Genomic DNA, 26,372 nt, shown 5'->3' on the forward strand with positions numbered 1-26,372 from the left:
ACATACCGACCGGGTAAGCGCCCGGCAAAAAAATTCGCCGGCAGCGGAATTGAAAGCTGCCGGCGAAACTTAAATCAATCTAGTGCAAATTAATCACAATGAGAAAATCGTTTTTTCTAATCGCATTACTTTTTAGTTGCCTTTCGGTGAGCTTGTCTGCCCAGAAAGGCGCTATCAGTGGTACCATTATCGATGAAAATTCCGGCGAGCCTCTGATCGGGGCCACGGTAGTCATCGAGAACACCACCATCGGTACTTCCACCGACTTTGACGGGAAGTACCAATTCAGTGCCGATCCCGGCATCTATACCATCAGTATTGACTATCTGGGTTACAACTCAAAGAAAATTACGGATGTAGAGATCAAGGCCAACGAAACGACCTATCTGGATGCTTCGCTTTCGGATGAGGCCGTGGAACTGGAACTGGATGTCGTAGTGACCGCCAAAGCGATCGAACGCTCGGAAAACGCAGTACTGCTGCTGCAAAAGAAGTCCGATAAGATCCAGGACGGTATCTCTTCCCAGGAAATTTCCCGTTTGGGTGCCGGTAGTGCGGCCGCCGCATTGACCAAAGTGACCGGTACCACCATCGTAGACGGTAAATACGTTTACGTGCGGGGACTGGGTGATCGCTACTCTTCTACTTCTCTGAACGGCACTCGCCTGCCGAGTGTGGATCCCTACCGCAACAGTGCGCAACTGGACCTGATCCCCACCAATCTGCTGGATAACATCATTGCTTCCAAGACGTTCACCCCGGATCTGCCGGGTGACTTCACCGGAGGTTACGTGGATATCAAGATCAAGACCCTGCCCGAGCGGTTTACCTACGGACTCTCCGTTTCGACCTCTTATAACACGCAGAGCTCTTTCAAAAATAACTTTCTGACTTTCGACGCCGGCAAGAAAGCCGGTCTGGGATTCAATGACGGTACCCTGGACGCTCCGGCTTCCCTGAACAACCCGGTACTCGCCCAGGAGAATATCCTGGATCGCTCTGCATCTGCCGCCGCGCGCCGGGACAATGAGGTGGCTCGTCTGCTGGACGAAGTGGCCAATGACTTTAGCCGTCAGTTCACGCCGACCACCACCAGCACTCCGCTGGATTACAGTCTGTCTTTCAACCTAGGTAATCAATTTAACCTGGGACAAATGCCCGTCGGTGTATTGCTGACGATGAACTACTCCAACGAATACAATCACTACGAAAACGCACTGCGGGCCAACTACGTGAACACCGGCGGTGCGACTACTACCCTGCAGGAAAACTTCAATCTGCGGGATACGCGCAGCGAACAGGCCCCCAGTCTGGGTGGATTGTTCGGTCTGTCACTGAGACCTTCTCCGAATAACGAGATCAGCTTCTATACGCTGTACAGCCATCAGGGCTTCCAGACGACCAGAACCCTGGAAGGAAGTTACCGGGACTACGGCCTGGCCGAACCCAATAAGATCTTCTATTCCAATACCCTTGGTTTTATGGAGCGGGAACTGCTGGACTACGTAGTGAACGGCCAGCACGTATTTCCCGGAGCGAATAACCTGAAGATCGAATGGGCCGCCAGTCTGGTGGAAAGCTCACAGCAGGAGCCCGATCTGAGATTCTTTGCAAACCAGTACGAGCCGGGTCGGGATCTCTACGCTATTGCGACTTCCCTCTACCTGACTCCCGGTCACTACTACCGGAATCTGGAAGACCAGTCATTCGAAGGAAAGCTGGACATCACGATCCCTTTCCTGCAAAATGCCAACAGCGCCAATAAGCTTAAGATCGGCGGTCTGTATTCTACCAAGAACCGGAACTTCGCCGAGAATATCTACAACGTATTCAACGCTCAGGGCGCTCAGTTCGCCGGCGATGCTGGAGACTATTTCGGTGCCGGTAATACCGGTGTGATCGGACAAAGAGAAAACGGTCAGAACATCATCGGTCTTTACATCAGTGATGACACCAACCTGGCCAACATCTACGAAGGGGACACCGAGATCTGGGCTACCTACGGTATGCTGACTTACGCTTTCAACGACCGCTTCAAGTTCATCGGTGGTGCCCGCCTGGAGGCTACTGATTTCTTCGTGGAAAGTGAGGCCGCAGCGATCAACCCGAACCCGGAACTGTTCCGCGGTGCAATCGACGAGTTAGACATTCTGCCGGCAGCGAACTTCGTTTATTCCCTGTCCGAGAATGCCAATCTGCGGGCCAGCTACAGTAACACCCTGGCGCGTCCGAACATGCGGGAGATCGCACCTTTCGGTTCTTTCGGTTTCATCGGTGACCCTCCCGTTTTCGGTAACCCGAACCTGACCCGTTCCCGCGTGAATAACGTGGATCTTCGGTACGAACTGTACATGAAACCCGGTGAGCTGTTCGCCGTCAGCGGTTTCTACAAGCTGTTCAAAGATCCTATCGTAAGAACCTTCCGTCCGGCCGGCAACCCCCAGTTTACCTGGGTGAACACGACGGATGCCGAACTTTTCGGTGCGGAGCTGGAATTCCGGAAAGCACTGGACTTCATTTCGCCCAAACTGCAGAACCTGAGCTTCAGCGGTAACCTGGCTTTGATCTATTCCCAGGTAGCACTCGATCCGATCGAGCTGGAGAAAAACCGTGACGTTGACCCGAATTTCCCGGATACCCGTCCGTTTGCCGGACAGTCTCCACTGGTGGCCAACGCCAACCTGAACTACGTTAACCGCGATGCCGGCTGGGATGCTATTCTGGCTTTCAACTTCTTCGGCGACCGCCTTTTCACCACCGGTGTGGAAGGTACTCCCGACCTGTACGAGCGCGGCCGTCCGCAACTGGACTTTTCGCTCAGCAAGAAGTTCGGCCACTTTCAGCTTAAGCTCCGGGCCAGAAATATTCTGAACCCGGATTACGAGACCTATTCCGAATTCAACGGTCAGGAATACATCTACTCCCGCTACCAGCGTGGACGTGAGATTAGCCTTGGATTTTCCTACGGCATTTAATGTGGCACTAGATTGTTTTATATAGCAAAGTACACCTCAGGTCCGCAAAGATCTGAGGTGCTTTGTCCTCATTTTCAACCAAAACCATCCTGGGAAATTACTCAGGATGGTTTTCGGCGTAGAACATCTGGCCGCCAAAATCAATTTAATAAAAAAGTAAACTGTCAGAATCCCAGATTCTAGTAGTGAATCCTTATTTTTAGCCCAATGCCCCGGAACAAAATACTAATCGACCATTAATGGACTATACAACGATGATCATGTGGCTGGGTTTTATCCTGGCCGGCTATTCGGTAGTTGGTAACGATAGCATTCAAACTCTCGGAACTTTTCTTTCTTCCAACGAAGAACGTCCCTGGTATGTCCTCTGGATCTATGCCGGTGGTATTCTGGCGGTTACGCTGCTGATCGGCTGGGCCAATTACGAGGGGGATGTCTCCTACGGTCGTCTGGATAAATATCCTTTCATCGAAGACCTGAGCTGGCCTTATCTCTTACCGCCTTTGATCCTGATGGTACTGACCCGCTCGGGTATACCGGTATCTACTTCTTTTTTGATCCTTACCTTTTTCAATCCGAAGAACCTGCAGGATATGGTGGAAAAATCCCTGCTGGGCTATGTCGTAGCCTTCGGGGTGGCCCTGTTGCTGTACTTCCTGATCACCAAAACTGTCGAGAAACGCTTCATCGAAACCACCATCAAGAAACGGGAGAAAACCTTGTGGACGGTGCTGCAATGGTGCGCAACGGGTTATCTCTGGAGTATGTGGCTCATTCAGGATTTTGCCAATATCTTCGTTTATCTGCCCCGCGATCTCAGCGGAAAGGAGATCACTATTTCGCTAAGTATTCTGCTGGCGCTCTTAGGCTATATCTTTTACAGCCGCGGTGGTTCCATCCAAAAGATCGTGAAGGCCAAGACGAATACGATCGATATCCGTTCGGCTACCATTATTGACTTCACTTACGGTACGGTGCTCTTTTTCTTCAAAGAAATGAGCAATATCCCAATGTCTACCACCTGGGTATTTATCGGGTTATTGGCGGGTCGGGAGATTGCCATCCGCTATCAACTCAGCAAGAAAGTGGAAGGCAATACCTGGAAAATGCTGGGCTCGGATCTGGCCAAGGTATTCTTCGGCCTGGTGGTGAGTATTGCACTGGTCTATGTGATGCGCTGGCTGACGGTCTGATGACCGGGCTCGCCGCAAGATCTACTAACACCGGACAGGGGAATCAATCTCCTGTCCGGTGTTTTATTTTACCGGTTCCCTCTCCTATTGATCGGTGATCTCGTCCAGATAGGTGGCAAGCCGCTGGGTAAGGTTTCGCACGGAATATTGTTCGATCTCTCCCCGCAGTGGCTTTTGCAGGCTGCCCGCCAGATACTGTTGGTATAACTTCAGTACGGCCTCTTTGATCCCCGCTGCATCTTCGTAATCACAGGTTACGCCACTGGCGGTTTCCCGCACGATATTCGCTACATCGCTATCCGGAGGGCCCAGCACGAGGATCGGACGGCGGGCCGCCAGGTACTCAAATAGTTTACCGGGAATCCGGCCTTGTACGTTATCCTGCTTGTTCAGCAACAATAGTAAAACCGGACTACCGGCGGTTAATTCCAACGCCCGGCCCCGGGGAACCGAGCCCGGTAGCGTAACCTGTTCCGAAAGGCCCTCCATCGAATAAGCTTCCTGTACGGAGAAATCTACCTGCCCGACCAGTTCGAGACGAAGGTGTTGCAGGAAATCTTCGTATTCCTCGCTAATCTCCCGCAATACTCTGAAGAACGTTTCCGGATTGCGATCGTGCCCCATGATACCGAGGTGCATAAAAGTGAACCCGGACACCGCGGCCGCTTCGATATTCTCGAAATCCTCCGGATCGTATCCCCAGGGAATCACCGACACATTGCGGGCACCGATCTTTTCCAGTTCTGCTTTCCAACTCGGGCTCACGATCGTCGTTTTATCGGCCGCACGGAATGCTTCCTGTTCCAGTCGGCGGTGCTTGCGATCCGCCCAGGAAGTCAGGGATAACATCTGGTAATAGTCCACCTGCGTCCAGGGATCCTGAAAATCCGCCAGCCAGGGTATACCGGTCTTTTGTTTGAGCAGAGTTGCAATGCGGGTATTGCTGTGCGGTGGCCCGTCGGAAACGATGGCATCTACGGGATGCTCCTGCAGGTAGTCCAGCAGGAACCGAACGGATGGCCGGATCCACATGGCCCGGGCGTCGGGAATGAAAAAGTTGCTGCGCACCCAGACGGAAAAGCGGTGAGTCCAGCCGGGCTGCTCGTCCTGTACGTAAAAAACATTATTGACGTTGGCGTCTTTGTCCTGACCGGTGAATCGCTTGTAAAGTGCATAGGGCTCAAAGATCTTGCCCCGCAGCACCGTCATGCCTTCCGGAATATCTTTTTCATTGCTGGGATCCAGGCTGGGATAGTGCGCATCTTCGGCGGTAAATACCACGGGCTCCCAGCCGAATTCCCGCAGGTATTTGGCCCACTTCAGGCAGCGCAGCACCGCAATGCCCCCGCTGGGCGGCCAGTAATACGATATGATGAGTACTTTCTTTCGCGAATCTTGCATGCGGCAAAAATAGGGAGGATTGTTTGATTATCCGATGATTTGACGATACAAGGAATTGACGGCCGGAAGATTTGATCCATTCGGCTTAAATACTGACATTCGTAAAAAATTACGGACTGCCCATGAAAGTAAGCGTACTCATCAACAATTACAACAACGGCCCCTACCTGGCCGAATGCCTGGAAAGTGTCTTCTCGCAGAAAACGGAGCACGAACTGGAGGTAATTGTATACGATGACGGCAGCACCGATCATTCACTGGAAGAGATCGCCAAATTCCCGGAAGTGCGCCTGATCCACGCTCCGAATTACGGCAAGACCTCCATGCTCAACCAGGCCCACGCTATCCAGGAAGCCTTTTTCCAATCCAGCGGGGAACTGATCTGCTTACTGGACGGAGACGATGCCTTTTTGCCGAAAAAAATTGAAACCGTAGTTCGGGAATACCAACGCTCCCCCTTTGATCTGTTGGCACATTCCTACACCCCCGGAGAACCGCTCATTCCGAATCCCGGCCTGGAGGATGTTACCGATCGTTTTATCGTGGGGTATATTGCGACTACCAGTTGCCTGGTGGCCCAGCGGGAATTCCTGGCCGGTATGTTTCCGATCAATGAGGATTTTCCGTTGATCTGGTTTGATAACCGCATCCACGTGCGCAGCATTATCAGTGGCCGTCGCCGTATTCTCCAGCAGCCGCTGACTTTTTACCGGCCGCACGAGACCTCTTTTGTGGCCCGGCAGAGTTTTCTGAAAAGGAAAAGACTGGTCTGGGAGGTCAGTCGCTATTTTAACCACTACAGCGACCGGAAGATCAACTGGTTAAAGGTGATCCAGTGGAAACTGCGCAACGGGATTGACTGGTAGCCGGCTAGGGCAAAGGATCGATCTGGGGGCGCAGGAAACGTTCGTACATTTCCCGCACAGCTCCTTCCCCTCCCCGTTTTTCCAGTTGAATAACGTTAGGTAAAGCCTTGATATCCGGCAGGGCATTGGCCGGACAAAAAGCGAAACCAACCGCCTGCAGTGCTTCCCGGCAATTGATATCATCGCCGATATAGATCACCTCCCGCAGAGTGATATTTTCCTTGCGACAGATCTCCTCGATCGCCGACAATTTCCCACCGTGACGGCGCCCCTGGTAGAGATAATCGATCTTTAGTTTCCGGGCCCGGTTGGCTACCATATTGGTATCCTCGGAAGTGATCAGCGCGGTTTTAATGCCCTTATCCCGCAGTAGATTGAAGGCCATGCCGTCGTAGGTGTGGAAGCGCTTCATTTCGTCGCCGTTTTCCGTATAGTACATGCTGCCGTCCGTCAGCACACCGTCCACATCGGAGATCACGAGCCGGACGCCGCCAATCCCTCGCAATCGCTGGTCGGAGACTTTTGGGTTCGTTCCGCGAAGCCGTTGCCACAGGGCATCAAGTTTTTTCTTCATACAAATGTGCTTTCAATTCAGGACAGTTCGAGGTCCAGGAAACTCATATTTTCGGTAACTACCGCGGGCAGATTGTCAAATACCCGGCGGAAGGCCGGCCAATGCGCGTACATCGGCCGGGCGTAGGAAAGCACCCGGCATCCGAACTGGCTGGCGTAAATTGTAACACTGCTATAGGCCAGATAGAAATCGGCGGAACTACTGAATGCGATCTCCTCCGGAGAAGTGTCGGCGGGCAATTCCACCAACTCAATGCGATCGGCAAACTGGCCGGCTATTTCGTAGAAAACCGGCATAGACTCCTGCCGGTGGTATTGCAGCGGATGGAATTTCACATGTAAAGTCCGGATGCCCTGATCCACGAAATACTGAAAGAGTGCCGTTTTCAGAGTCCGGTACTGCTCTACCGTGCAATAATTTAGTTCGATCCAGGGCCCAGGTATCAGGATGTGCTGGATATCCTCATAGGCCGGATGGTGCTCAAATGGTGGCGGCAATACGTGTTTGCCGGCCGCCGGCAAAGTTGGAAAGGACTGCTCGCTGATCCCGTAACAACCGTCGTATTTGGGATGATCAAATTGCAGGGGTTGGGGAAACACCGGAAATTGTGGTCCCAGGCAGGCGGTCAGCAGGGCCTTCAGCGCAGCGTGCCGCAAGAGAGCAGGATGATGGTCATAAATACTCAGATCCGGATTATACGTCAGGGTACCTTCTTCAATGAAAAAGTACCGTTTGCATAATGGGTGCAGGATCAATGCCAGGTAGGTATACGACCAGGAGTGCGGTAAATACAATTGATAACTTGCTCCGACCTCCTGTTCCAGCAGTCGACGGAGTTCTGCGTGGTGCCGCCGATTGGTTTGAAAGGTTTGCCACAATTTTTCCCGCCCCTGCCAGCGAAAGACCGACAGGCTCAGATCACTGATATCGTAGGTGCGGGCGGCACTTTGGTCGATCCGATAGCCCCGGTCCAGGAGAAAAATGCAATCTTCCATCGCCAGTTGCTCGTATTGGACCACGGCCCGGGCCATCCGGAGGGTAATACTGCTGTGGACAATGAAAAGATTTTTCTGCATACTCAAATAATGCTTAATTTCGTCCACGCAAAAGTAAGCAATGGGGATCATTCAAAGGCAGGGAATCAAAAATAGTGTGGTCAATTACTTCGGTGCGGCCATCGGGATACTGAGCACGCTGTTCGTTTACGACATTTCCGACGAGGCCACTGCGGCCTACGGTCTGATCCAGTATATCAAAGCTTCCGGTCTGCTTTTCCTGCCCCTGGCTAATTGGGGTATTCAAAACCTCACCGTCCGGTATTTCCCCGTGTTTAAAACGGAAGATCGCAAGCACCACGGCTTTCTCAGCTTCCTGTTTGTGGCCGCAAGCCTGGCCTATCTGGTCTTTGCCCTGCTGGCTTTTGTTTTCTGGGATCAGATCTTTGCTTACCTGCAATCCCAGCGGGAAGAGATGGAGGAAGGCGTCCGGTATCTGTGGTATTTCATTCCGCTTACCTACCTGTTGGTCCTGGTCAATATGCTGACGAACTATATTTCGAATTTTCAGCGTATCGTTATTCCCGCCATTGTCCACGATCTGTTCCTGAAACTGGTTTTACCGGCTTTGATCCTGCTGTTTGCCTACGGTTTTTTAAGTCTGGAATGGATCGTTCGAATTTTCCTGCTGGCTTACGTGGTGATCGTTATTTTCCTGCTCCTGTACCTGCATCGTCTGGAAGAGTTGCATCTGCACCGACCGCAGGCAAAGATCTGGGAGCATTTGCGACCGATGGCCGATTTCGCCGGATTCAGTATGCTGGGTAGCCTCGGGGGTGTTTTGGCCCTGCAACTGGACCTGTTCATGATGGGCAATATGAGTGACCTGTTCGACACCGGGGTCTACGGCATGGCGATCACCATTACCATGGTCATTACCATTCCGCAACGCTCCATTATGAACATTACGGCTCCGATCATTGCCGACCGGTGGCAGAACCGGGATACGGATCCGATCCAGACCATTTACCAGCAGACCTCTCTCCTACTGCTCATCGCCGGGCTTTTCCTGCTGATTGAAGTCGCGGTCAACTTTCCGGACCTCTGCAGCTTCGTGGATAATGAAACACTTCTGGGAGCCTATATACCGGTTCTGATCCTCGGGGCCGGCCGGATCGTCGATATGGGTACCAGCGTCAACGGCCACATCATTCAGTATTCGGAAAGATACCGGGTAAACGTCTATTTCATCGTATTCCTGGGAGCGGTCAATATCTTACTCAACCTCCTACTTATCCCACGTTTCGGTATGGCCGGTGCGGCCTCCGCTACGGCTTTTTCCCTGATCGCCTACAATGTGTTGCGCACGATCTATGTTCAATACCGTTTCAACATGCTTCCCTTTACCTGGAGTACACTCTGGGTATTGCTGATCGCCGGATTGGCGGTAGCGATCGGTTTCCTGTTACCAACCACAAGTTATCCTTTATTGAATTTAATTTACCGCGGTGCGGCGGTTGCCGTCTGCTTTTTGGTACCGGTATATTATTGGAAGTTGTCTCCGCAATTCAATGATGCAGTGAAGCGGATCTTGGGTGGGAAATTCGGAAGTTGAGACTTTGAAAAATTCTGAATAAGCAGCCATCAACCAGCCGTTACCCGCTCCTGCCGGGATTGCCAGAAACGCGCCACTTCCAGTTCATAAACCGAAGAGATGCCCAGGGAGGCGGCCTGGTCCACTACGACATGTCCGACTTTGCCGGCCAGGATCTTTTGATTTTTTTCCAGCGTATTTACGTAGGCGAGTGTGATCCCACCCACGTGTTTGTAGAGCGCTTCCCGTTCCAGTCGCGTAAACTGATCCTGTTGCAGGATGGGCACCATACCACCACCGTGGTGCTGGTAAAAGGTCGCCCGTTCAATCCGTACGCTGATCACGGAATCGGCATTGAAGATCACCAGCGTATTGATGGCATCCTCGATATGCTCCGTTCGAATAAATGGGAATTCGATGGGCAGGATCAGGAAGGCCCCAACGGATAGTTCCCGAACTTCCGGAACGGCCAGTGCATGTTCGATCGTTCCTTCCAGAGAAACGTTGTGCCGGGCCAAAGCGGTTGGTCGGTCCACGAACAGTACCTTATCTTCCTTCGCGTAATGCTTGCGTACGTAGTCCGCAATTTCCCGATCGGCGGAAGTAAGCAGGACTTTACTGATCAGCGGGCTGCTCAAAGCGGCCTCGATCTTGAGATCCAGCAGGCTTTTCCCTCCCAGTTCGGTAAAGGCCAGGCTCCGGCCGTTCAGCATGGAATTACGCACCGGAATAACCGCTACCGTGCGCGGCAATTCCAGGGCATTTTTAGTAATAAAATCACGCTTGATCGTACGCCGGGTATCGAGGATCCGTTCCTCATTGGTGGTGAGGTTTTCCCCGTGCTGCCGGTAGAAGAACAGGGGTTCACCGATATTGGCGACCCGGTATTTGGCAATAAACTTGATCCAGAGCTCGTAGCCATCCTGGCAGGAATAGGCCTCATCGTAGCCGCCGATAGCCCGCAAAAAATCCGTGCGGATCATGGTGCAGGCGCCGTGGGCCGGCTGGTCCAGCAGGCTGACGTCCTTATGGAAATCGTGACGTTTCACTTCTGCTAATACGTGCTCGTCTTTATCGACCAGGTAATAATCCGGAAATACCAGACCGATCTCCGGATCAGCTTCCAGGATATTCACCATTTTCTCCAGGGCATCGGCCACCAGGTAATCATCGGCATCCAGCCGCATGATGTAGCGGCCGTTGGCGAGTTGCAGCGCAATATTGTTGGTAATGTTCAGGCCTTTATTCTGCTGGTAGATCACCCGTACATTGGGACGATCGGCGTACTGCTCGATGATCTCCTTGGAATTATCTGTTGAGCCGTCATCGATGATGAGTAGCTCCACGTCCTGGAAACTCTGCTGAAAGACGCTCTCGATCGCTTTACGGATGTATTTTCCGTAATTGTAGTTAGTGATATATACCGTGAGTAAAGCCATAATATTCCTTATTTCGGAACCCCTACCAAAGTGATCCCATCCGAAAAACGCACTTCATCCACAAACTGTTGTAATTCGGTCTGAAAAGCTCCGGATTGGGTAAACCCATCGTAAGAATCGGTCAGGTGGCCGACCTGCATCAGCGTTTCGTAAACGTCCATCCCATAATACCAGGCGGCGGTCGGTTTAAATCCGTTGCGTACGTACAATTCGGCGGCAGAAGCATCCGAGAACAGCATGATGTGCCCCATCGGATCAATGTGCCGGATAATGGTTTCCGGGCTCAAACGCTGGGCCGCGGAACTCAGCGAATTCCAGCGCGGCAACTTGGAGATCACCATGCCTCCTTCGCTCGAGCGAACTACCTGGTGGGCGGCATCCAGAATTGCTCCCGGATTGGGCGTATGCTCCAGAAGGCCCCAAAAGGTTACCACATCAAAACCTTCGTACTCCGAAGTAACGGTCGTGAAATCCCGGCCGTCCATCTCAAAACCCCAGATATCCCGGGCAAACTGGCGGCTGGATTCGCTTAGCTCGATGCCTTCGGCTTCCAGGCCCGCCCGGCGGCAGGCTTCTACGAAGTGCCCGGCTCCGGAACCCACGTCGAGAATGCGCTTCGGCCGGCGGCCGTATTGCTTTTCGTAGACCTCCAGCATCCACTGGCACCAGGGAACGGCAATGGCATTCAGGCGGGATTCCGCCGCGGTCTTGTCCGTATAGGTCGCGGCATAAGTCACATCGTTCAGGTAGAAATCGTGGATGGCTCGTTTGGACGGACGGTTGCGCACGTAAACGTGACCGGTATCCGGCGTTTGTACGTACTCGGCTCCGTAAATATTGGCAACCAGCTCGGTTTCCTCCGTGCTGATGCCCGTTACGGGGCATTCCGTCACCATTTCGTGCTCTCCGCTGTAGAGTTTCCGGCGCGACTCCTGGTAGTATTTTACCTTTTCCTTGACACTGTTGACTATATTCTTCTTCAGAGACAGCAGATCGGTCTTTTTCCCCAGGTAAAGGTCCAGGGGAAAGGAATCGATCCCTTCGTCCGCCTCGCGTACCCAGATCTCTTTATTGCGTTCGCCCTGTTGTACCAGCGGCGTTTGTTTCATCCAGTTTAACATTCGTTCGTTTTTATTCAATGTTAATTATTGGGCCTGTTCTATTGTTCAAAATATTCCCATTCCAGTCGCTGGTGGGGCTCCAGATCTACCTTGGCTACTTTACCGATCAAGGCATCGTATTCCCGGGCGTCAATGCCGTGATTGGGCCGCAGGCAGATCAGGTGTTTTTCTTCAATAGCGGTTCCGGCCGGAATGGCTAGCGCGGGGTACACCGCCCGCCGGAAACTGACCACATGATCGCCTTCTACCGCCAGGGGCCGTTTTACCGGATCGCCGTTCAGCGTATGGATCGTTTTAATCCGATCGATGAGTTCCAATACTTCCGCCTGCGTCAGCGAAACCTTGTGATCCCGAAACTCCTTGCCCTCGCGGGAATCCGTAAAGTGAAACTCCAGGATCTGTGCGCCCATCGCTACGGACTGGGCCAGTGCCTCACTACCTTCGGTATGATCCGAATAACCCACCGGTAGGCCGGTGACCGCCGCGTAGGTCTGCATGACCGAAAGGTGGGCTTCCGACGGCGGGATCGGATACATGGAAGTACATTGCAGAATGGACAGGAAGTTTGGATTTTTGTAGATGTCATCTTCCCGCTGCAAAAAGGCAACCGTTTCCAACACTTCCTGCAGCGTGGATAGACCGGTGGAAAGAATGATCGGCTTTTTCAACTGGGCGATGCGTCGCAGCACCGGATAGGCCGTCATATCTCCGGATCCGATCTTATAGATCGGAAGATAAGGATCGATCCAGTCGAGAAAATCCAGATCCCAGACGGAGGCCATGAAACCGATACCGGCTTCCCGGCAGCGTTCGGCCAGTTGGATGTACTGTTCCCGACTGAGTTCAAATTTTTTGAAATGCTTGTTGCGTACCGGGCTTTCCTGCCGGCTCACCAGCGTATCGCCGGTATAGAGCTGATATTTGATAAAATCCACATCCGCTCCGATCGCAAGTTCGGTAAGTTGTTGTGCGTATGCGAAATCTCCTTCGTGATTACCGCCGATCTCGGCGATCAGGAGTGGTCCGTGCTTACCGGACCAGGTATTTTTCTTCATAAGTTTTGCAAAATTTTGGCCAGATCGCCCAGATCATAACTTTCCGATCGATCACCGAGCCGATCCAGGATCTGTTCTGCTCTTTCGAAATCCGCCCGGGTATCGATCGCCATCTGGAGTCCGCTTAAACCGGGATAGGTCGTATTGAAATGGTAGCATCTCGCCCCCAGTTCCGGATGATCGTACAGAAACAGGGTCACGTGTTCCCGGTGCCGGTCTTCGGTCATCTGCGCTACGATATTCGCGTAGAAAGCTGTCCGGACGATCTCGATACTCATCCCGAAAGGGAACGTGCGATCCTTTACGCTCGACACGAAATCGTACTGACCGGTATCCGCCTTTTCGATCATAAACTGCAAGGCCTCCAGGTCAATAAACAGATTGTCACCATTGATGCGAACGACATAATCCCAGTCGAATTGCCGGGCGAGCGATAAAAATCGCCCCGCTACGTCCGTCAGGCTGCCGCGAAAATAGTCAATTCCCTGCTTTTCGCAGTATGCGGCAATCGCATCGTCGCTGCTTTCTTCCGAAGTGGCCACTACTACCGGTCGGTGGGGTTCCAGTTTTTGCAGCCGATCGATAATATGTTGGAGTACCGGCTTTCCTCCGATCGGCATCAGTACCTTTCCGGGCAGGCGCGAAGAGCTGTACCGGCACAGTACGGCGATTCCTATAGTCATTTTCTTTCGCTTATTTTTTTGGCGGGAATACCTCCGACGATGGTATAGGGAGCCACATCATCCTTAACCAGAGCACCGGCAGCAATTACAGCGCCCTCGCCGATGGTCACGCCTTTAAGGATCTTGGCTCCCGTGCCGATCCAGACGTCATTCCCAATAGAAATGGGTGCGGTTTGATTGGGCTGGCGGTTGATAAGTTCGTTCCGATCGATACTGTGGTCACTATCCACCAGGTAAACAAAGGGAGCGATCAGGCAATTATCCCCGATGGAAATTCCGGCCGAAGCAAATAGGTAGGTATGGTAACCGACCGTGGTGTTCTCCCCGATCCGGATGGTTGCCTGTTCATTGCAGGCGCACAGGCGGGCGCCGGTTTTCAGCACCATATTGGACCCCAGGAAAATATTCTCCGGGAAGCGCATCAGTGCGACTCCCGGTTCGAAAAAAATGCCTTTCCCGCAGCTCCCCAGTTTCTGCTTATTCCGCCAGTAACGAAGGTGCGTACCGAGTGTCCACTTTAAATTTTTCCTGAGTTGTTGATTCCCCATGGCCTTGCGTAAATAAATGCCCAAATTTCACCTATTCCGGCCAGAGAAGACAATAGATCAGCGAATTTTTATGATTTTTTTCGTGAGTTGTTGCTCTGGGGTGCGGAGATTCAGGAAATACATTCCCGGCGATAGCCCGGAAACATCCAGGGAAAAGCGGTGTTCTCCCGCTTCCAGCCATCGATCGGTAAAGATCACCTCCAAGCTTCGCCCGTTCATGTCCAGCAACTGCAAATGCGCCGGTTGTAATTGATCGGTCCGGATGCTAAGCTGCAGGTCCGATCGAAAGGGATTGGGTACCGCTGTGAGTCCCAGCGTATGCTCGGTAACATTTGTAGAAGCCGTCTGATCAAACGGTAGCGCATCCGGTATAAGCCGCGTATTGGGCATTTGCGCTTCGTTACAGTCCTCAATTTTCCCGATAAACGACACTCCCGGCTGTACCGAAAATCCGGGATTCAGAACGATCCGGCTTCCCGCCTGAAAAACCGTTTGTTCGCCAACGGTGACGGTTCCGGAAGTTGAGAGTTCGGCCGCCGCCTGGTAGTGTAAATAATTTGGCGCTTCGTCGACAATCAGCTCTTCCGGGCAGTAGGTATTCGCCACGGCCCTGATCTCGGCCGGCGATAACGCCCGGCCGTAATAACGGACTTCGTCCAGACTTCCTTCGAAATGATTGTGGATGAAAGGGAAATTGCCCCCGGGCTCCCAGGGGTTCTGGGCACCAATGATCAAATTACCATCGCCGCTAAGTCCCCGAAACCGGGAGTCTTCCAGCGAAGCTACCAATTGCAGATCTACCCACAATTCGACATGGCTACCGGTGCGTTGGAAAACGACATGGTGCCAATCCTGATCCACAAACAGCGGATTGGTGCTCCCCACAAAGGTACCCGGAGGCACTCCGTCGGTGAGAGACGCCTGGATGTGGTTTCCATCCCCGTAGTCATCCAGGCGCAACCAGAGCCCCGGATGAGGGCCGTCCACTGTACCGGACGTTCCTTTTTGAAAAAGCATCTGCGGGCCACCCGTCGGATCATCGGCCTGGACCCAAAGCGATACGGAAAAAGGCCCGGTTCCCGGATTCAACAAATCGTTATTGGGAACCAGAATGTGGTCATCGATCCCGTCAAAATGCAGGGCCGCACCGCCTTGACCAAACCGGTCGGCAGTATTCAACGCCCCCGTAACGGTACCGTCCAGCTCATTGCCGCTTTCATCATTTCCGTTTCCGTCCAGTGGGTAATAAGCGATCAGTCCGGTTGTAATATCCGGTGCGGTATCCGGGCAGCTGAAATCCGAAAGTTCTACCAGCTGATCTTCGGTGAGAGGATAATTATACAGCTGCACCTGATCGATCGTTCCCTGGAAATAGCGAAAATTGCTGAGGTTATTGGCTACGGACAGTCTTCCGATCGCCAGGGGTACGGTGGTGGTGAAATCGGGGAATTCCGTCCCGGTATTAAGCCCATTCACGAAGCGACAGTCCAGGAACAGCCGCCAGGTATCTCCGTCAATCACCCCCACAATGTGGTGCCAGTTACCGTCATTGACCATAAAACCTGTAGAAAGGATCTGATAAAAATTGCCGGATCCATCCCGGCCTTCCATCGAAGCCAGGCCACTTTCCACGGAAATAGAATATCCGCGATCCTCGGCAACGTTGTATTTGGAGGCAACTATCATTCTACCGGTTCCAGTCGTTTTCACCCATGCACTGAGCGTAAGCTGGTTGCTTACATTCCGGTTATCCGTGCCGGCATCAATGTAGCTGGAGGTGCCGTTGAAAAGAAAGGCACCGTTAAAATCGCCTTCTACTCCACCCGCAGAACTCAGATCAGTCCCGCTGCCGTCCAGCATATTGGGACTGTCATCGGCCAGAGATCCGCTGTCGAATTCAAATTTCGCCTGTAAATAGGGAGTAATACTTTGCGACCGGAGGGTTGTGGAGAAAAGGAATAGCGCCCCACTTATTACAATCGTAGATAAAAAACTTCTGTACATGCCAATAAACTGTATTAAATGATCAGAGAAAGTTAAATGAGTAAAAATCAGAGTTTTACGAATCGATACCCCCGGAGCAACTGGTGGTCCGTCAGATAGAGTTGCAGTGTATACATACCCGCGGGCAGGTCCGCCAGGTTCTTCCGAAGCTGCTCCCGGCTCCCCTGCCATTGCTCCTGCCAGAGGATCCGCCCGTTCAGGTCGATCAGCCGCAGGCGGGTCCGCTGCCGCTGCTTAAAATCGAGCTGGATCGTTAGCCAGTCGGAAACCGGATTGGGGTACAACTTAACTTCGCCTACCTCCAGGGGCAAGGGTTCGGTACGACTCACCATATCCCCCAAGGCGAGGATATCATCACCGCAAAGAGCCCGGTTATAGATCCGGATCTCATCCAGCCGACCGTTCAGGTGACTGTGTATATAAGGATAATTCCCCCCGAAGTCCCAGGGATTTTGGGCACCGATGATCAAATTACCGCTGCCACTGACATTGCGAAACTGCGTATCCGCCTCCGAAGCAGCCAGTTCTCCATCTACCCAAAGCTCCAGGTAAGTAGCCGTTCGTTGAAAAACGATATGGTGCCAGTTCCTATCGGCAAAGGGTGAGTTTTGGATACCGATGGAAGAGGCCGGCGGATAGCCGTCGGTGACCGTTCCCATCACCTGCAGCGGCGTAAGGAAATCATTTAAGCGGATGAAAAAATGGGGATTGACCTCAATATTGCCGGAAACGCCTTTCTGGATCAACATCTGCGGACCGTTAGAAGGATTATCCGATTGCGCCCAAAGCGATACGGCAAATTCTCCGGTACCAAAATTGAGTAAGTCATTGTTCGCGACCAGAATATAGTCATCTACTCCATCGAACCGCATGGCACGCTCTTCCTCCCCCAACTGGTTCTGGGTCGGTAAGGCGCCGCCGACCGTGCCGTGCAGTTCATTGCCACTTTGGTCGAGACCGTCCCCATCGAGGGGATAGTAGGCAATCAATCCGGCATTGAGATCCATCTCGCAATCTGCACAGGAGTAATCCGAGATCAGTGGTAGTTGTTCCACCCGTAAAGCCGTATTATAAAGTTTGACATTATCGATCTGACCGTCAAAAAACCGGCTGTCATTGTCGTTATTCGGTACGGACAGTTTGCCGATGGTCAGGGAATCAGTCGTAGTGAGCAGCGGTGCTTCTGTGGTAGTGATCAGCTCGTTGACCAACTGACAATCCACGTACAGGCGCCAGTGATTCTGGTCAATAATCCCGATAATGTGGTGCCAGCGATCATCATTGATGAGATAGTTATCCAGCAGGATCTGGTGAAAAAAGCCCGATCCGTCCCGCCCTTCCATGGAGGCCAAACCTTCCTGAACGGACAGGGAATAGCCCGCATCATCGTTCACGTCGTATTTGGCCAGTACAACCTGCCTTTTGAGGGAAGTCGTTTTAACCCAGGCGCTCATGGTCAACTGATTGGTGATGCCGCGATTATCGGTCCCTAAGTCTATAAAACTGGTGGTGCCGTTAAACTGAAAAGCGGAATTGGCCTCCCCCTCAACACCGATAGCCGAGCTGAGATTGACACCGGTACCTACTGTCATGTTCGGACTGGCATCCAACAGGGAACCATTGGTAAAATTGAGATCTAGCTGTAAAAAGTCGCCGGGAGATTGTCCCTGAGAGCCGGGAAGGAATGCATACCAGAATGTAAGCAACAGGAGAAAGCGTAATGGTTTCAGCATAGGGTGTTTGCGTTTATCAGAGATTTAGGGCAATATACCAAATATTAGGTTATCGGCACGTGCTCCAACTGGGAGCCGCTCCCATATTTGTGTCGGAAAAACAGCGAAACGAGCTTACTTGTATATTTTTCTAAAAATCACTAACTTAATCAAATCATTACACAAACATCGTTCTCCTAAAAAACCTTTCCGACATGATCGCCAGATGGATCATTTTCGGTTTATTGTTGGGCATTTACCCCCCAGTTATCGGGCAGATCACCCTTCAGAACAGCGATCGCCTGGATAGCCTCTATTCGGCATTGGATACCGCAGGTTCCAATTATTACCGCATTCAACTCACCGATGAGATCCTCCGGCTGGTGGACACCGCCGCGGCCAGCCCTAAACTATATGAGATCTACGGAATTCGCGGCCGCGCTCTTTTCCAGGCCGGGAATTACCATCAGGCACTGATCAGTCAGCAGGCTGCCAGCCGGATCGCTCACCAATTGCAGGATTCCTTTCTGATCGCTCAGTCTTCCTACAGTATCGGCAGTATTCAGTATATCCGGGAACAATACAAATACGCCCAGCAGCATTTCGAACAAGCTGCCGGAATATTCGGCCGGCTGGATAGCGTTCGGTGGCTGGCTTACGCCAAAAATGGATTCGGCCTGCTGGCCCGGGAACAGGGGCAATGGGAGCAGGCCCTTGGGTATTACCGGGAAGCTTACGACCTTTTGGTGAACAATGGTTTTGAAGGCTTGTCGTCGATCCCGCTTAATAATATCGGAGACATCTATTTTCTTCAGGAAAAATACAAAGCATCCCTGGAGGCATTTCAGAAAAGCCTAACACTGGCACTTCGGCTTCGTCGAAGTTCGGACATCGCAACCGCTTATTTGAATATCGGCCAGTCGCACCGGGAGTTGAGTAATTACGATCAGGCCGTTCGCGATATACGGAGGGGACTGGACCTGGCCCGGAAGGAAGGCCTGAAACCCGTTGAAGCACTGGGCCTGAAAGACCTCTCCGAGACCTTCGAGCGCATCGATCAGCCGGACTCCGCCCTCCTCTATCTCGACCTTTACCTCGAATTGCAGGATTCCCTGAAACAGGCCGAGACCAACGCCCGCATCGAAGAGTTGTACGTTGTTTACGAAACCCAGAAGGCCAGAGAGGAAGCAGCGCTTCAGAAACAGGAGATCGAGGATTTAAAAAAGGAACGACAACTGGATCATCTGAGCGACTATTTCATTATCACGCTGCTGATACTGGCGCTAATGCTGAGTAGCTTCCTGATCATTCGCAACCGCATGAAAAGAAAACTAGCTGAAAGTCAATTGCGGAATCAAAAGCTGGAAGCCCAGCAGATCCGCCGGGAACTGGAAGGAAAACAAAAAGACCTCACTAACCTGGCCCTGGAAATTGCCCGTAAAAATGAACTGTTCAGCAAAACCAACGAAGCCCTGACGGAGATCGACCGGGACTCGCTGCCGCCGGAGCAGCAAAAGAAGATCAGACAACTGATCCAATACAATGTAAACCAGCTAAGGATTAATGAGGATCTGAAAGAACTGCTCCTGAATATCGAGCAGGTCAACGCCGATTTTTTTGAAAAACTGAACGAGCTGACTCCGGACCTGACTCCTTCCGAAAAACAATTGTGCGCCCTGCTGCGGCTCAACCTGAGCAATAAGGAGATCGCAGCTATCCGGAATATCTCCCCCAAATCCGTAGAGATGGCCCGCTACCGGCTGCGGAAAAAACTACCGATCGAGGCCGGAGATGACATTTATACCTTTATCCAGAATATCTGAACGATCGGGGGCCGGACGGTGATCCGGCCCCCGACGGTACTATTCAATCGACAGATCGAAAGTTACCCGGCGGTTTTTCTGCCGCCCGGCAGCAGTACGATTATCCCCGATCGGTTGGGTTTCTCCGAAGCCGTCGTGGATCATTCTTTCCGGGTCAACACCTTGTTTGACCAGATAGTCAAAGCAGGCTTCGGCCCGTTCTTTGGACAGTTTCAGGTTGAGTGCATCTTTACCGCGACTATCCGTATGGCCGGAGATCGTTAGTTGATAATAATCGTATTCTTCCATGATACCGGCAATTTCATCCAGAGTTTTCAGGGATGCCTGCTTCAGTTTGGCGCTGCCGGTCTCGAACTTGATGTTGCGGGTAGCAAATTCCAGGATCGTTTTAGCTTCCTCGGGCAGTGGTGGGCAACCGGCATTGGAACGCAAACCAGGCGTCTCCGGGCAACGGTCATCGATATCAACTACCCAGTCGTTATCGGTATCCGGGCAGCCGTCGTTGTAGACAGTACCGGCCACTTCCGGACAGCGGTCGTCCTCATCCGGTACACCATCTTTATCCGCATCGGCAAAAGGACAGCCATTGAACTCGAAGGTACCGGCAACCGTGGGGCATTCGTCCGAGGCATTACCGATACCGTCGCCGTCACAATCCGGACAACCGAGCAGCAGCTTGGTACCGGCTTCGCCCGGACATTCGTCCAGATCGTCCCGGAAACCGTCGCCATCCAGGTCCGGACAGCCCTGGGTAGATTCCTTGCCAGGTACATCCGGGCAAAGGTCGAACCGGTCGGCCACTTTATCGCCGTCACTATCCGGACAGCCGCTTAACTCATACACTCCCGGGATGCCGGGACAGATATCCTCCAGGTCTTCGATCCCGTCACCATCCTGATCCGGGCAGCCGCGCGCGGAGAGATTACCGGGTTCTACGGGACAGGCATCTTCCTTATCCGGTATACCGTCATCGTCGGAGTCCTTCTCTCCGATCCGGAAAGACAGAGAAGTACCGCCGAAGACGTACCAATCCCCGCTACCGGGGTTGCCCGCTTCGCTGATGCCGTCTATATAATCGGTCATGGCCTTACGAAAGCCCAGTTCTACGGATATTACGCTGCGTTTACTCAGGTCCTGTTTAAAGCCTACCCCCATCGGAAAGGTGGGGATCAGATTTTCGGGGAGATCGCGTTTATCGGTTTGGATGCGTTCCCGGTATCTGGCTTCCTGGTTAGTCGGCATATCGGAAAAATCCGGATCCGCCATCACCCGGACCACGCCTATACCACCAAAAATATAAGGGGAAAAGATCTTTTTGAATTCTACTTCACTGGGATAACGGCGTTTACCGAATGGTTCCCAAACGCCTACGAGCGACAGCTCCAGCAGGTCTGTGGTAAAACGAAAACGGCGGTTTTCGGAATAAACCGGATCCGAAAAATTCTGATCGTCTCCACTGACTTTACCGTAAGCAGCCCCCAGCCGGAGGCCCCCCGTTTTACCGATCCGGTAAGTCGACCACATCCCGAACATTGGATTGGTCTCTTTCAGGAAAGGCCAACTGGTCTCCACCAGATCTCCCAGATAATTACTACCGCCAACCGCAAAGCCAAGGTCGATGCGAGGCTGTGCGGACAACATGAACGTAAAAAACAGTAAGCAAAAGGTACCGTAGATACTCCTTCTCATAATACGCGATTTAAACCCAACACTGAGTTGCTCTTCAATAGTGCGATCCATTCAAACGGACCTTGCGGACATGGCATTGCCAGACCAAAGGATGTTCGAATGATTCAATTCGATAATTTTTGGCTATGGATTCCTATCCAGTCTATTGCAGGGAATAGAAAGCCTTTGTAAAGGGTTGCCGCGATTTGGATTGATTGTGAGAAGTAAACTATAAAAATAGGAATGATGGGGACGTAACTTACTCTCTGAACGTAAAATTGGCAAGAAAATTTGTATTTGCCCAAAAAAAATCAAAAAAATGGCGAGCCGGTTTTGCGCAGCCCACCATTTTTGTAGTCTAATAGTATCAGTAAGTTATTCTTAATTCGAACTTGAAGCGGTCCCGAAGACCGGTGATCAGATCTAAAATGACCGGGCCGAAGCCCGGTCGAATTGGCCATCTGAAAAATTAGAAAATCCTTATCCTGAATTTCAGGAGCTCGGATTGTCCACATTCTCTTAAAAATGAGGATAGTTCCTAATTACAAAATCGAAAATAAGGATTTTATTGACTTTATGAACAGCTAGTTATTAACACTATGTTGATAAATGACATAAATGCCTGATTATCAGAACCAATTGATTGTTAATTAAGTTTTCCACATTGTGGATAACTTTTAAACATCTTCAATTTATTTATCTATCACATTGGGAATACAGCCTTTTGAGTAGTCTAAATGCTTAGTAAAGAGGAAATTAGTTGCTCGTGAGCACCGCTGAACTGACGTAAATTTGGTTGGGGCAATCCAATCCAATTTAAATACAAGTACAACATATACTTACCGAGGTGGTTGGGGAATTCCGACTGTGACCAGCACATCAGGACCAAACCACTCCACGTCATGTATAGTAGGTACATTTCCTAATGCTCATCGAAAACTGCAGGAATACCTGAAGTTAAAAAAGCCGTTTACGTTGAAAATACCAGGCCAGTAACAGGCTGATAAAGATGGAGAAGATGACGATGAACCAGGGCGTCCACATCCGGTTTTCGAACGGCAGCGGGACGTTCATACCGTAGAAACTGGCGATCAGGGTAGGTACCATCAGGATGATCGTGATGGTGGTCAGTCGCCGGATGGTCAGGTTGAGATTATTGGAGATGATCGACCCGTAGGCATCCATCGTCCCGTTGAGGATATTCGTATAGACGTTGGCCATTTCCAGGGCCTGGGAATTGTCGATGATGATATCTTCGAAAAGATCGGAGCGGTCTTCATCGTCCCGGATCTGCAGAAAATCCGTTCGTTTCATTTTCATCTTCAACAACTCGTTGGCATTGAGCGAGTTCATGAAATAAACCAGACTTTTTTCAATGCTCAGCAATTGTTTCAGCTCGCGGTTGCGGCTGGAATCGTAGAGTTCCTGTTCGATGAGGTTACGCTGCAGGTTGAGCTTTTTCAGGCAGGTCAGGAAACGATAGACGTTCTGCTCGAGGATCTGCAACACGAAAGAAGCATCCTGGCTGGGATCGAAGTTCTTTACCTTACTGTCGAGAAAAAGTTGCAATACCGGGTTTTCGTAAGCAGTGATCGTGATGACGTGGTCCGGCGTAATAATTATACCGATGGGCACGGTAATGTAGATCGTATCCTTTTCTTCTTCCTGCGCGTTGAGCAGAGGGGTATTGACCACGATCAGGCGAATATCGTCTTCGCGTTCGTAGCGGGATCTTTCATCAATATCCAGCGAGTCCGTCAAAAAATCGAGCGGAATATCGACGATCTGAGCAAACTCTTCCAACTCTTCCTGACTAAAAGGCGGAGAAATATTAATCCAGTTCGCCTGTTTAGGCTCTTCCATTTCCTGGATCCGACCTTCTATTTTGGCATAATAACGAATCATAGGCCCTTGTTTTTTGACCTGTTCCAATCTCCCGGTAAGCAGCCGCAAACTTACGATTTATCTTTAGGTATTGACGGGAAAAAAAATAATAATCCGGCAATTCAGAAAATGGCTTCAGGGATTTTTCAATTTATCGATGTAGTACTGATAGGTTTCCAAGTGGCTTTTGCCCCCGTTCGGGCTCCAGCGCGCCAGTCCCGTCCGGATCAGGCGGAAATAGTCCTCAATAATGGCCGCCTGCTGTTCGTAATTAAACGCTTTTAATCCACGGTCAGCGGTTTTGGCCTGTTCCAGCAGGGGAATACCGCCGTAATTATAACCCATCAGGGTGCGCTGCGCCAACAGCGCTCGCAGGATGTAAGGGCTACCGTAATGCTGGAATTGCCAGACATGCACCAGTTCGTGTACCAGCACAGACGGCGGCATGGTCTCCCAGCTATTGATGATGCTAAAACTCACGTAGCAAAACTGATACTGACGGGGCCCGACCCGCGCACGCTCGTCCAACTGGATACGCTCCAGCGAAAGCCAGTCGCCGAAGATATACCTGGCCAATTGTTTTTCCTCAACCGTCAAGCTTCGGGAATTGGGTTTAAACCAACAATTTCCCAGCTCGTACCATTCGGGTATGCCCAGCAGATCCAGCAGAAAAAACACCAGTTCTCCGACCCACAGCATAAAACGTGGAAAGGGCCGCAGAAGTACGCCGTGTAAGCGGTGGCTTTTGAGGTAGCCCGGCAAATGGAGCAGGTGCCGATACAAACGCCCCAGACGAACGGGCAGCAGCCGAACAACATCCGACAGCAAGCGTACACTCAGCGATAATTTATGCTTAATTCTTTTCGACAAGCATGGAACGTTTAACAGGATTTGCCGGAGCCCGCTGGTTTTGGTAAACGCTGGAGATCATCAATCTCTCCTTGCTCCGGAAATAAAATTCGGACCGTTAGTATCGATCAATAGTCTGTACCTTACGGGGTCAGGATAGCCGGAGGAACAGCTCTGATGTTTCGAACACGGCTTGCAGCCGATCTGTTCAATAAGCAAACACCGACAGCCTTTCAATCAACAATCTTTTCAATCTAAATATTATGCCTTACAAAAACAATACCGAATTACCGGATACCATCAGAAAGAATCTTTCCGAACCCGCTCAGGACGTTTACCGCGAAGCTTTTAACAACGCCTGGGATCAGTACCAATCACCAAGGGGCCAGGAGATCACCCATAATCTGGACGAATCCGCCCACAGCGTAGCCTGGGCTGCCGTGCAGAATTTTCGGGAGAAAAACGAAAAGACGACCAATCCGTAAAGCTACCGCGGCTTATTTAAACCGAATGGCCTTCACCGGACTGATCCGCGTGATCAGATAGGATGGTATGATCAGAAAGATCAGGATAATGATCAGCGATCCGGCGTTCAGTCCCAGTACCGTCCAGAAATTGACATGTACCGGCGCTACGGACAGGTAGTAATCCGCTTCGGACAGGCGGATCAGTTCAAATTTATCCTGAATAAAACAGATCAGTAAACCGATCAGATTGCCCCAGAACAGGCCCATCACTATGATATAGCCGGCATAGAAAAGAAAGATCTTCCGGATATCCCAGTTGCTGCTGCCCAGCGCTTTCAGGGTACCGATCATATTGGTCCTTTCGAGGATGAGGATTAGCAATGCCGTCATCATATTGATTATGGCCACCGTGATCATCAATCCGAGAATGACTACTTCGTTTACGTTCTGCAGGTCCAGCCAGTCGAATATTTCCGGCGTCTTTTTGCGGATGGATTCCGAATAGAGTTCGTTCGGGATCACATCGTAGAATACATATTCATCAAAGGCCTGCAGATCTTCAATATCGTCCAGCAGTACTTCAAAGCCGCTTACCTGATTGCTTTTCCACCCCATCAGCCGCTGGATCTGGCGAATGTCCACCAGCGCGAACTTGCGGTCGTATTCCTCCAGACCGGTCTTATAAATCCCCGCTACCGTAAATTTCCGCTTGAGCTGACTTCCCTTTTCCTCCACGAAATTCACGATAAACTCATCTCCTACCCCGATCTGCAGCCGGTCGGCCGTCTGTCGGGAGATCAGGATCTCCCGGGAAATATTCTGGGTCGGAATACTGTCCACCTCACTCTGAGCCGTAGAGTCGGCCAGGTCCAGCGGGCGGCCTTCCTGTATGTATTTTTTGAGAAATGACCAGTCGTAGTCCGGCCCTACTCCCTTCAGGATGATCCCTTCGATCTCATCGTTGAACTGGATCATTCCCGGTTTCAGGGCAAATACCTGGATGTGTTTGATGCCCCCGTTGGTCATTTTTTCCCGGGTAAATTCCCGGCCCATAAACTCATCATCTTCCAGGTATTTGATGGGTCCGACCTCGGTGATCTTCGGGTAAAAGTCCTGGTCTTTGTCGATGGGTGACAGATCAACCAGAGAATGGGAAATATTCGGTTCGGTGATGTGGATATGCCCCCAGAAGCCAAAGATCTTCGCCCGGATCTCTTCTTTAAAACCAGCGATCAAAGCCGTGGCTACGATCATCACCGCCACACTGATCGCCACGGCGGCGATAGCGATCCGGATGATCAGCCTGGAAAAAGTTTTTTGCTCGGAAAGAGCTACCCGTCGGGCAATAAAATGTGTAATATTCATTCGCGTGGTAAAAATAGAAGTAGATCAGACACCAGAAAAACGAACTTAGGGTGAACTTATTTTTCTACTTGTCGGTATGTTACGACATAGATTTTTTTGTAAATCTCTGCATTATCAGATTACAAAAGTAGTCCGCGTCGATTATAAAATTAGTAA

At 51.3% G+C, this 26,372-nt stretch carries 19 protein-coding genes and 2 pseudogenes; 6 read left to right on the plus strand and 15 right to left on the minus strand.

Annotated elements, in window-relative coordinates; translation table 11 throughout:
* Positions 1-98 precede the first annotated feature (98 nt).
* Both CRP01_RS05505 and CRP01_RS05510 read left to right on the plus strand, forming a co-directional pair.
* A complete protein-coding gene (locus tag CRP01_RS05505) occupies positions 99-2,975 on the plus strand; it encodes a TonB-dependent receptor (RefSeq protein ID WP_099149008.1) in 2,877 nt (958 codons plus the stop codon).
* 239 nt (positions 2,976-3,214) lie between these two features.
* A complete protein-coding gene (locus tag CRP01_RS05510; RefSeq protein WP_099149009.1) occupies positions 3,215-4,168 on the plus strand; it encodes a hypothetical protein in 954 nt (317 codons plus the stop codon).
* A gap of 84 nt (positions 4,169-4,252) precedes the next feature.
* Here the strand turns inward: CRP01_RS05510 and CRP01_RS05515 are convergent, their stop codons facing one another.
* On the minus strand, positions 4,253-5,569 hold the full coding sequence (locus tag CRP01_RS05515; RefSeq protein WP_099149010.1) for a glycosyltransferase family 4 protein: 1,317 nt from the start codon (positions 5,567-5,569) through the stop codon (positions 4,253-4,255).
* Positions 5,570-5,691: 122 nt separating this feature from the next.
* Here CRP01_RS05515 and CRP01_RS05520 point away from each other — a divergent pair, with 122 nt between their 5' ends.
* The gene (locus tag CRP01_RS05520; RefSeq protein ID WP_099149011.1) at positions 5,692-6,435 is read left to right on the plus strand and encodes a glycosyltransferase family 2 protein; all 744 of its coding nucleotides are present in this window, start codon (positions 5,692-5,694) and stop codon (positions 6,433-6,435) included.
* A 4-nt stretch (positions 6,436-6,439) separates the two neighbouring features.
* Here the strand turns inward: CRP01_RS05520 and CRP01_RS05525 are convergent, their stop codons facing one another.
* On the minus strand, positions 6,440-7,009 hold the full coding sequence (locus CRP01_RS05525) for a KdsC family phosphatase (RefSeq protein ID WP_099149012.1): 570 nt from the start codon (positions 7,007-7,009) through the stop codon (positions 6,440-6,442).
* A gap of 17 nt (positions 7,010-7,026) precedes the next feature.
* Positions 7,027-8,085, minus strand: coding sequence for a hypothetical protein (locus CRP01_RS05530; RefSeq protein ID WP_099149013.1), 1,059 nt, complete (start codon positions 8,083-8,085; stop codon positions 7,027-7,029).
* Positions 8,086-8,125: 40 nt separating this feature from the next.
* On the opposite strand from CRP01_RS05530, the gene CRP01_RS05535 reads away from it, so the two are divergent.
* Positions 8,126-9,619, plus strand: coding sequence for a lipopolysaccharide biosynthesis protein (locus tag CRP01_RS05535; RefSeq protein ID WP_099149014.1), 1,494 nt, complete (start codon positions 8,126-8,128; stop codon positions 9,617-9,619).
* A 29-nt stretch (positions 9,620-9,648) separates the two neighbouring features.
* Here the strand turns inward: CRP01_RS05535 and CRP01_RS05540 are convergent, their stop codons facing one another.
* From CRP01_RS05540 to CRP01_RS05570, 8 genes and pseudogenes are all read right to left on the minus strand, one after another.
* Complete coding sequence (locus CRP01_RS05540) at positions 9,649-11,037, minus strand: glycosyltransferase family 2 protein (RefSeq protein ID WP_099149015.1); 1,389 nt, start codon at positions 11,035-11,037, stop codon at positions 9,649-9,651.
* An 8-nt stretch (positions 11,038-11,045) separates the two neighbouring features.
* Complete coding sequence (locus CRP01_RS05545; RefSeq protein WP_099149016.1) at positions 11,046-12,158, minus strand: class I SAM-dependent methyltransferase; 1,113 nt, start codon at positions 12,156-12,158, stop codon at positions 11,046-11,048.
* A gap of 38 nt (positions 12,159-12,196) precedes the next feature.
* On the minus strand, positions 12,197-13,213 hold the full coding sequence (locus CRP01_RS05550; RefSeq protein WP_099149017.1) for an N-acetylneuraminate synthase family protein: 1,017 nt from the start codon (positions 13,211-13,213) through the stop codon (positions 12,197-12,199).
* Positions 13,210-13,896 (minus strand): cytidylyltransferase domain-containing protein, encoded by a 687-nt coding sequence (locus tag CRP01_RS05555; RefSeq protein ID WP_099149018.1) that lies wholly within the window; start codon positions 13,894-13,896, stop codon positions 13,210-13,212. Before CRP01_RS05555 ends, CRP01_RS05550 begins: the two co-directional genes overlap by 4 nt.
* A pseudogene (locus CRP01_RS43400) lies at positions 13,893-14,054 on the minus strand (acetyltransferase); the annotation flags it as partial. The gene CRP01_RS05555 and the pseudogene CRP01_RS43400, both read right to left, overlap by 4 nt.
* Positions 14,055-14,153: 99 nt before the next feature.
* A pseudogene (locus CRP01_RS43405) lies at positions 14,154-14,444 on the minus strand (hypothetical protein); the annotation flags it as partial.
* A 57-nt stretch (positions 14,445-14,501) separates the two neighbouring features.
* Positions 14,502-16,448 (minus strand): LamG-like jellyroll fold domain-containing protein, encoded by a 1,947-nt coding sequence (locus CRP01_RS05565; protein ID WP_170110238.1) that lies wholly within the window; start codon positions 16,446-16,448, stop codon positions 14,502-14,504.
* Positions 16,449-16,495: 47 nt separating this feature from the next.
* A complete protein-coding gene (locus CRP01_RS05570; protein ID WP_099149021.1) occupies positions 16,496-18,181 on the minus strand; it encodes a LamG-like jellyroll fold domain-containing protein in 1,686 nt (561 codons plus the stop codon).
* A gap of 194 nt (positions 18,182-18,375) precedes the next feature.
* On the opposite strand from CRP01_RS05570, the gene CRP01_RS05575 reads away from it, so the two are divergent.
* On the plus strand, positions 18,376-19,983 hold the full coding sequence (locus tag CRP01_RS05575; protein WP_099149022.1) for a tetratricopeptide repeat protein: 1,608 nt from the start codon (positions 18,376-18,378) through the stop codon (positions 19,981-19,983).
* A gap of 39 nt (positions 19,984-20,022) precedes the next feature.
* Here the strand turns inward: CRP01_RS05575 and CRP01_RS05580 are convergent, their stop codons facing one another.
* The 3 genes from CRP01_RS05580 to CRP01_RS05590 form a co-directional block, all read right to left on the minus strand.
* Entirely contained in the window at positions 20,023-21,672 is a 1,650-nt protein-coding gene (locus CRP01_RS05580) for a DUF6089 family protein (protein WP_170110239.1), read from the minus strand.
* Positions 21,673-22,608: 936 nt separating this feature from the next.
* Entirely contained in the window at positions 22,609-23,556 is a 948-nt protein-coding gene (locus CRP01_RS05585; protein ID WP_099149024.1) for a magnesium transporter CorA family protein, read from the minus strand.
* A gap of 114 nt (positions 23,557-23,670) precedes the next feature.
* On the minus strand, positions 23,671-24,405 hold the full coding sequence (locus CRP01_RS05590) for a hypothetical protein (RefSeq protein ID WP_143473282.1): 735 nt from the start codon (positions 24,403-24,405) through the stop codon (positions 23,671-23,673).
* A gap of 242 nt (positions 24,406-24,647) precedes the next feature.
* Here CRP01_RS05590 and CRP01_RS05595 point away from each other — a divergent pair, with 242 nt between their 5' ends.
* Positions 24,648-24,869: a ChaB family protein gene (locus tag CRP01_RS05595; RefSeq protein WP_099149026.1), complete on the plus strand. Its 222-nt coding sequence runs from the start codon at positions 24,648-24,650 to the stop codon at positions 24,867-24,869.
* Between the two features lie 12 nt (positions 24,870-24,881).
* Here CRP01_RS05595 and CRP01_RS05600 read toward each other — a convergent pair whose 3' ends face one another.
* Complete coding sequence (locus tag CRP01_RS05600; protein WP_099149027.1) at positions 24,882-26,216, minus strand: ABC transporter permease; 1,335 nt, start codon at positions 26,214-26,216, stop codon at positions 24,882-24,884.
* Positions 26,217-26,372: the final 156 nt, after the last annotated feature.

The organism is Flavilitoribacter nigricans DSM 23189 = NBRC 102662, assembly GCF_002646595.1.
GTDB lineage: Bacteria > Bacteroidota > Bacteroidia > Chitinophagales > Saprospiraceae > Flavilitoribacter > Flavilitoribacter nigricans.